General features: G+C 41.0%; 7 protein-coding genes and 2 pseudogenes. 8 read left to right on the top strand and 1 reads right to left on the bottom strand.

Annotation, left to right across the window (positions count from 1 at the left end):
• Positions 1-19 precede the first annotated feature (19 nt).
• From MZO40_RS07535 to MZO40_RS07570, 8 genes and pseudogenes are all read left to right on the top strand, one after another.
• Positions 20-867, top strand: a pseudogene (locus MZO40_RS07535) (aldo/keto reductase).
• On the top strand, positions 860-1,609 hold the full coding sequence (locus tag MZO40_RS07540; RefSeq protein WP_252133201.1) for a S9 family peptidase: 750 nt from the start codon (positions 860-862) through the stop codon (positions 1,607-1,609). The pseudogene MZO40_RS07535 and the gene MZO40_RS07540 overlap by 8 nt, the downstream one beginning before the upstream one ends.
• A 15-nt stretch (positions 1,610-1,624) precedes the next feature.
• Positions 1,625-2,182: a DapH/DapD/GlmU-related protein gene (locus MZO40_RS17525; RefSeq protein ID WP_225367224.1), complete on the top strand. Its 558-nt coding sequence runs from the start codon at positions 1,625-1,627 to the stop codon at positions 2,180-2,182.
• A gap of 19 nt (positions 2,183-2,201) precedes the next feature.
• On the top strand, positions 2,202-3,284 hold the full coding sequence (locus tag MZO40_RS07550; protein WP_105961488.1) for an FAD-dependent monooxygenase: 1,083 nt from the start codon (positions 2,202-2,204) through the stop codon (positions 3,282-3,284).
• A gap of 16 nt (positions 3,285-3,300) precedes the next feature.
• Positions 3,301-3,711: a hypothetical protein gene (locus MZO40_RS07555; protein WP_101873125.1), complete on the top strand. Its 411-nt coding sequence runs from the start codon at positions 3,301-3,303 to the stop codon at positions 3,709-3,711.
• A 48-nt stretch (positions 3,712-3,759) separates the two neighbouring features.
• The gene (locus MZO40_RS07560; RefSeq protein WP_101873126.1) at positions 3,760-4,218 is read left to right on the top strand and encodes a flavodoxin; all 459 of its coding nucleotides are present in this window, start codon (positions 3,760-3,762) and stop codon (positions 4,216-4,218) included.
• Positions 4,219-4,222: 4 nt separating this feature from the next.
• Positions 4,223-4,939 carry an SDR family NAD(P)-dependent oxidoreductase gene (locus MZO40_RS07565; protein ID WP_105924050.1) on the top strand — a complete coding sequence of 239 codons (717 nt, stop codon included), beginning with the start codon at positions 4,223-4,225 and terminating at the stop codon, positions 4,937-4,939.
• 116 nt (positions 4,940-5,055) lie between these two features.
• Positions 5,056-6,027, top strand: a complete 972-nt coding sequence (locus MZO40_RS07570; RefSeq protein ID WP_105961489.1) for an aldo/keto reductase — start codon at positions 5,056-5,058, stop codon at positions 6,025-6,027.
• A gap of 152 nt (positions 6,028-6,179) precedes the next feature.
• On the opposite strand, the pseudogene MZO40_RS07575 reads toward MZO40_RS07570, so the two are convergent.
• Positions 6,180-6,392 (bottom strand): annotated as a pseudogene (locus MZO40_RS07575) (IS5/IS1182 family transposase); the annotation flags it as partial.

Raw genomic sequence — 6,392 nt, forward strand, 5'->3', positions numbered from 1 at the left:
TTATTTGGAGGAAACAATAATGACAAAATTTGATTACGTCACACTTAATAATGGCTTGAAAATGCCCAAAATTGGGTTTGGTGTCTTCCAAATCCCAGATGCTGGACAAGCACAACAGGCAGTAAGTGATGCTTTAGAAGTTGGCTACCGAATGATTGATACGGCCGCTTCGTACTTTAATGAGTCTGCGGTGGGAGCCGCAATTGCTGCCAGCAATATCGACCGTAAAGATATTTTTGTAACGTCAAAATTGTGGGTCCAGGATTATGGCTACGATAATACATTAAAAGCGTTTGACGTTTCGATGAACATTATCTTGATCTATATCTGATGCATAAGCCGTATGGTGACTACATGGGTTCTTGGCGTGCACTGGAACGACTTTATAAGGAAGGTCGAATTAAGGCCATTGGTGTTACAAGCTTTTGGAATGAACGCTTAGCTGATCTAATCAATTTGAGCGAAGTCAAACCGGCTATCAACCAAATTGAAACCAATGTCTGGTGGCAACAATGGTCCTCACAAAAATTCATGGAAGAGCAAGAGATTCAGCCTGAGGCATGGGCACCCTTTGCAGAAGGCAATAATGACATCTTTAACAATCCGACAGTTAAAAAAATTGCTGAAAAGCATCAAAAAACCACTGGTCAGGTCATGCTTCGCTGGTTAATCCAACGTAATTTCGTTGTTATTCCAAAATCTATCCATAAGGAAAGAATGCGGGAGAATATTGATATCTTCGATTTCTGCTTAGATGAAGCTGATATGGCCCAAATCAAGTCTTTAGATACCGGGAAGAGTACAGTTTATGACGAAATGGATCCAAAAATTGCGATGTCGATTGGACAAGTCAAAATTCATGACTAACAACTCAAGCAAACAAGTCATTTGGACGAAAAATCGACGTGGCCAAAATATATACGGAGAATTATATTTACCCTCGAACCCTTCTCCCGCCCCATTGGTCATTTATTCTCATGGATATGGCTATACAATGCCATTTATAGATAGCCACGCACTAGTTGAGTCAGGAATTGCAACTTTTGAATTTGATTTTTGTGGTGGGTCACCAGAATCAAGGAGTGATGGTTCCTCAATAGACATGTCGGTAATGACTGAAGCAGATGATTTAGATGCTGTTCTTAATAAGTTGCAATCGCATCCGGCTATCGACCGGAATAAGATATACCTTTCAGGTGGTAGTCAGGGTGGCTTTGTTTCAATCGTAATTGGTGTTCGCCGCCAGAAAGATATCCAAGGAATGATTTTGTATTGTCCAGCATTAGTGATTGGTGACTTTGAACAATATGAACTTCATGGAGCAAGAATGCCTGAGCGTTACCGCTTTGGAAACATGACAGTAGGTAAACGCTATGTTGATGATCTTAAGAACTATGATGTTTATGCTGAAATGAAAAAGTTTACAAAGTCTGTTCTCTATTATCAGGGCAGTGCTGATGAAATGGTGCCAATAACTTACGCTTATCATGCTGAGAAATCATTTCCAAACGTACAACTTAAAGTGATTCCAGGTGCAAGTCATATGCTGACTTTTGGTCACGAAACGGAACTTTTTGAAGAGATGAAACAATTCATTTTGAACGAATAAAGAAAGGTGTTTGCTGTGGAAAAAAGGATTAATCAACTTGAACAGAGTGAATCAAATCACATTAGGCAAAACGAGATTAAAGAAAGTGCGGAATTATGTTGGAAGATTAATACCACCAATCCCAACTCTGAGAAGATTCCTCAATTATTAAACCAACTATTCTCGGGTGATTTTGGCGATCAAAGTCGTATACAACCACCACTACACGTTCTTGACGGTAAAGAAGTTCAGATTGGTAAGAATGTGAGCATTGGGTTTAACGTAACGATGATGTCTGCGGGAAAAATTACGATTGAAGACAATGTTAAACTTGCTGCCAACGTTCAATTGCTGACTAATAATCATGATTATTACAATCGCGAAATATTGGTTTGCAAACCAATCGTCATTAAAAATAATGCATGGCTGGGTGCTGGTGTGACCGTATTGCCAGGCGTGACAATCGGCGAGAATGCGGTTGTTGGTGCTGGAGCAGTCGTTACAAGAGACGTAGCAGCAAATACGGTGGTTGCAGGAATTCCTGCTCGAAAACTATCAGAGATTGCACACCCAGAAAGGATTATCCAGGGTTAAAAGTGAAGGAGAACCAATTATGTCACAGATAAAAACGGCAATTGTTGTAGGCGGTTCCTTGGCGGGGATGATGATGGCTCTAGCACTTGCAAAAAGTGGCGTTAAAGTAACGGTTCTCGAACGACACTCCACAAATGAACGCCGTGGTGCAGTGCTTTCAGTTCACTCTGGAGCAATTAATCAGTCGGCTCTAGCCCATGAATTACGCGCAATCGCTGCAGGTGACGGCCGTGGAATTGAGTCATGGCGAATGATTCACCAAAGATTGCAAAGTGAAGCGCACAATACCCCGAATATAGATGTCCACTTCAATGAAAGCGTTCAAGATGTTGGTGAGAACCGTACCTACGCATACGCACAGACCAATCAAGCAAAGTATCAAGCAGATATTTTGGTTGGTGCGGATGGGGGCAGCAGTTTAGTTCGCAAATATGTCAATCCACAACAGCCCAATGCCATATTTGCTGGGTATCAGCTGTGGGTTGCAATCGTAGAGGAAGAATTAGTACCCAAAAATTTGTGGCCTGGTAAACGTTATTCGGATTTTCAGGAGTTTGATGGTGCAGATGATGACTTTCTTTTTGCGATGATAGTTCCTGGCATGGATGGTTCACGTGAGGTTGGCCATCGCCAGATTGGCTTGGCCTGGTATGACAATGGATCCAATGATGTGCTCTACCAATCAGGCGCGGTGCAGAACAATCACGTTTTGCACACTTTAAATACTCGCAGTATTCCACAAGAGATTCGTATGCAACTGATTGGGCGAGCCCAAAAATACTTTCCACCATTATTTGCGAAAGCAATTCAAGTTGCAATCGAAAGGGAATATTTAGTCGCCACGCCCATTAGTGAATATGTTGCTTCTAAAATGTCTCGAGGTCGAGTGACCATTGTTGGCGATGCGGCGCATGCGTTAACACCAATGACGGGTAAAGGCTTTAATTCTTCTCTAGATGATGCGGCAACCTTGGGTGGATTAATTTCGAAATATGATGATGCTAATCAGTTGCTCCAAAAATTTGAAGACTTGCGCATGCCAATCGATACCGAGATAGTTCGCTCCGGTCAATCCTTCAGTCAAAGTTATGGACGTGAATAGGAGGAAAGGCACTTTGATGAATATTCAAAATTTAGTTAAACAATTAAATAGCTTAACACGGGCGTTAGGAACATTACAGGTCGTCGCAGTTCAAAAAGATCCGAACGTCCTTCTAAAAGAGGTCAATCGGGCCAAGCACCTCATTTCACAACAATTAGCATTTTTCGTGTCAGATCCTGCCGCGGAGAAAGATAAACGTGAAGATTCAGACAGTCAGTTAGGTGCCTTGTTGATCGAGTTTATTAAAGAATTACGAAAGACCCAGCAATTGTACGATCAAATGATTGATGACAAAAAATATGATGCCGAAAAAGAACAATTCCTTGTCTTTCAACATCAAATCAAACATCTCTTTTGGCATTTTCAAGGTTATCTAAATTATGCTTCAGATATTGATCAGAGTGGTGAACAACTCTTCGTACCTTAATCGGTAATGCTGCTGATAAGATATTTATGAAAGGACATTTTTTAGTAAATGAAAAAAACATTAATTGCTTATTATAGCCTAACCGGTACAACCAAAACTTTGGCTGGAAAAATACACAAACATTTTCCTGATTCTGATTTATATGAGATTACGGTTTCTGATGATGTTTATCCGACAGACATGTATGAAATCGCTGACGTCGATGAACGCATCAAGCAAAAGAAAACTTGGCCAAAGATTTCGCAACTACCAGACGTTCAACAATATACAAAGATTATTATTGGGGGACCAGTATGGGGTGATAACGTCCCCAGCCCAATCATCTCGTTTCTAAATGAAATTCAAAACTATCAAGGTAATATTGATGAATTTCACACTGATGTAGGCCAAATCCGTCATTATGAGGACAATTTCAGAAGATATCTTGGAAATCTGAAGGTGGACGCTTTCTTCGATGCTAATTCAGATAGTCTAGATTATTGGTTTGAGCAGCAAACTGCGAGGTAAGACCATGACAAAAATCTTTATTACGGGTTCATCCACTGGTCTGGGTGCCCTGGTCGCAAAAGATTTGATTGCTAATGGTAATCAGGTTTATCTTCACGCGCGAAATGAGCAGCGGGCGCAAGATGCTTTAAATGTAAATCCACAGGCAAAGGGAGTTGTTACCGGTGACTTATCCGACTTAGATTCAGTAAAAAGCATTGCTAATCAACTGAACGGTATCGGTACTTTTGACGTCATTATCCAAAACGCCGGCGTTTATTCAGAAGACAGCACATTGACTGCTCGAGTTAATGTTGAAGCGCCATATCTACTAACCAATTTACTTAACAAACCGAAGCGAATTATTTTTATTACTTCCGGAATGCACATTGGCGCACCGCTTGATATTGAACACCTAGAAAGTGACCTTTCATACTCTGGATCTAAGCTGGCCGTAATGATTCTAACTGAATACTTTGCTCGTATTTGGCCGAAAGTAATCACTAATGCTGTTGATCCTGGCTGGGTACCAACTCGGATGGGTGGCCCTGCTGCAAATGATGATCTGCATGGTGGCTATTCAAGTCAGCTTTGGCTGGCAACAAGTAATGATTTTCGCGCGCTAAAAAGTGGAGATTGTTACTATCATTTGAGACACGAAAATTACGATTCACGTGCAAATAGTACACAGATACAAACAGAACTAGTTGCCAAACTAAACGAATTAACTCAACCAAAATAAATTGCATCAATGTTATCTCTGACTCGTATCAATTAGACTTAGGACTGATTAAGCCTATTGCCCATGTTGTGAACTCATTATTAAAATTGACCGACGACTAGAAAGGACGCAGTAAAATGCAAAAACGAATTTTAGGACAAAATCTGAGTGTCTCTGCTATCGGCTATGGCGCCATGGGGTTATCGCATGCTTATGGTACCGCGGTTGAAAAAAATGAAGCAATCAAAATTATTCGGACCGCCTTCGAACAGGGTTATACGCTCTTTGATACTGCCGCACTTTATGTTGGCCAGTATGCAGATGGCGCGACTGCCATCAATGAAGCCTTGGTCGGCGAGGCAATCAAACCATTTCGGGACCAGATTGTTCTAGCCACAAAGGGCGGAGCAGAATTTCATGACTCAAAATTAGTTATTGATGGAAGTCCAGAAGGGTTACGAAAATCAGTTGAAAATAGTTTACGACAGCTGGACGTGGAAACAATCGATCTCTATTATCAACACATGCCTGATCCAAACGTTGCCCCCGAGGTTGTTGCCGATTTGATGGGACAACTAATTAAAGAAGGTAAAATTAAACACTGGGGTATCTCTAATGCAAGTGTTGATTATATTGAACGTGCTGATGATGTCACCAAAGTAACTGCTGTCCAGGATCGCTTCTCAATGCTAGCACGTCGTAAAAGTGAAAGGCTGTTTCCCATTCTGAAAAAACGGCAGATTGGCTTTGTCGCCTATTCTCCTCTGGCAAGTGGATTTTTAACCAACCAAGATAGATCCAAAATTGACCAGCATAACAAATTAGATTTCAGAGGTAATATGCATCAATTTACTGAAGTTGGTACGGACGAAGCACAGGCAATCTCCAGCCTGGTAACTCAGTTGGCTGATGAAAAGCAAGCTTCACCGGCTCAAATTTCCTTAGCATGGGTTTTAAAACAACAACCGTGGATTGTCCCAATTCCCGGAACTAGTAAGGAAAAGCGATTAATTGAAAATGCGGATGCTGTGAACATTCAACTAAGTGATGATGAAATCAAGCAGATGAATCGCCTTCTTGATAAAGTCAATTATGATCAATTTGACTAGTGATTGGCGCACTACATCGTTGGACAATCTAGAAACACAATTTATGAACAAATACTAAAAAGTTGGGATTTCTTGAATGAGCGAGTGAAAAATTAACTAACCCAAGACGTGTGGGACGTCTAGTATGTGTCAAACTAGGGTCCGTCTGAAAACTACTTAAGTAAGATGCAAATTGAGGCAATGTAGACCGTAGCCAGATAAACATGAGCGAGCTTATCATAACGCGTTGCAATCCTACGAAAGTTCTTCAACTGATTGAAGAAGTTCTCAATCAAATGGCGCTCACAATAAACGTGGTAATCACAGGTCCACTTGTCTTTGGTATTTTCCTTTGGCGGAATGGTATAGACGCCTGCTTTATCTTC

The sequence above is a fragment of the Lactiplantibacillus sp. B652 genome, assembly GCF_023806745.1.
Taxonomy (GTDB): Bacteria; Bacillota; Bacilli; order Lactobacillales; family Lactobacillaceae; genus Lactiplantibacillus; species Lactiplantibacillus pentosus.

Excerpts from the sequence above, each read along its gene's own strand:
- MZO40_RS07540 (WP_252133201.1), top strand. The coding sequence starts at position 860 with ATGACTAACAACTCAAGCAAACAAGTCATTTGGACGAAAAATCGACGT.
- MZO40_RS07565 (WP_105924050.1), top strand. The coding sequence starts at position 4,223 with ATGACAAAAATCTTTATTACGGGTTCATCCACTGGTCTGGGTGCCCTG.
- MZO40_RS07560 (WP_101873126.1), top strand. The coding sequence starts at position 3,760 with ATGAAAAAAACATTAATTGCTTATTATAGCCTAACCGGTACAACCAAA.
- MZO40_RS07570 (WP_105961489.1), top strand. The coding sequence starts at position 5,056 with ATGCAAAAACGAATTTTAGGACAAAATCTGAGTGTCTCTGCTATCGGC.
- MZO40_RS07555 (WP_101873125.1), top strand. The coding sequence starts at position 3,301 with ATGAATATTCAAAATTTAGTTAAACAATTAAATAGCTTAACACGGGCG.
- MZO40_RS07550 (WP_105961488.1), top strand. The coding sequence starts at position 2,202 with ATGTCACAGATAAAAACGGCAATTGTTGTAGGCGGTTCCTTGGCGGGG.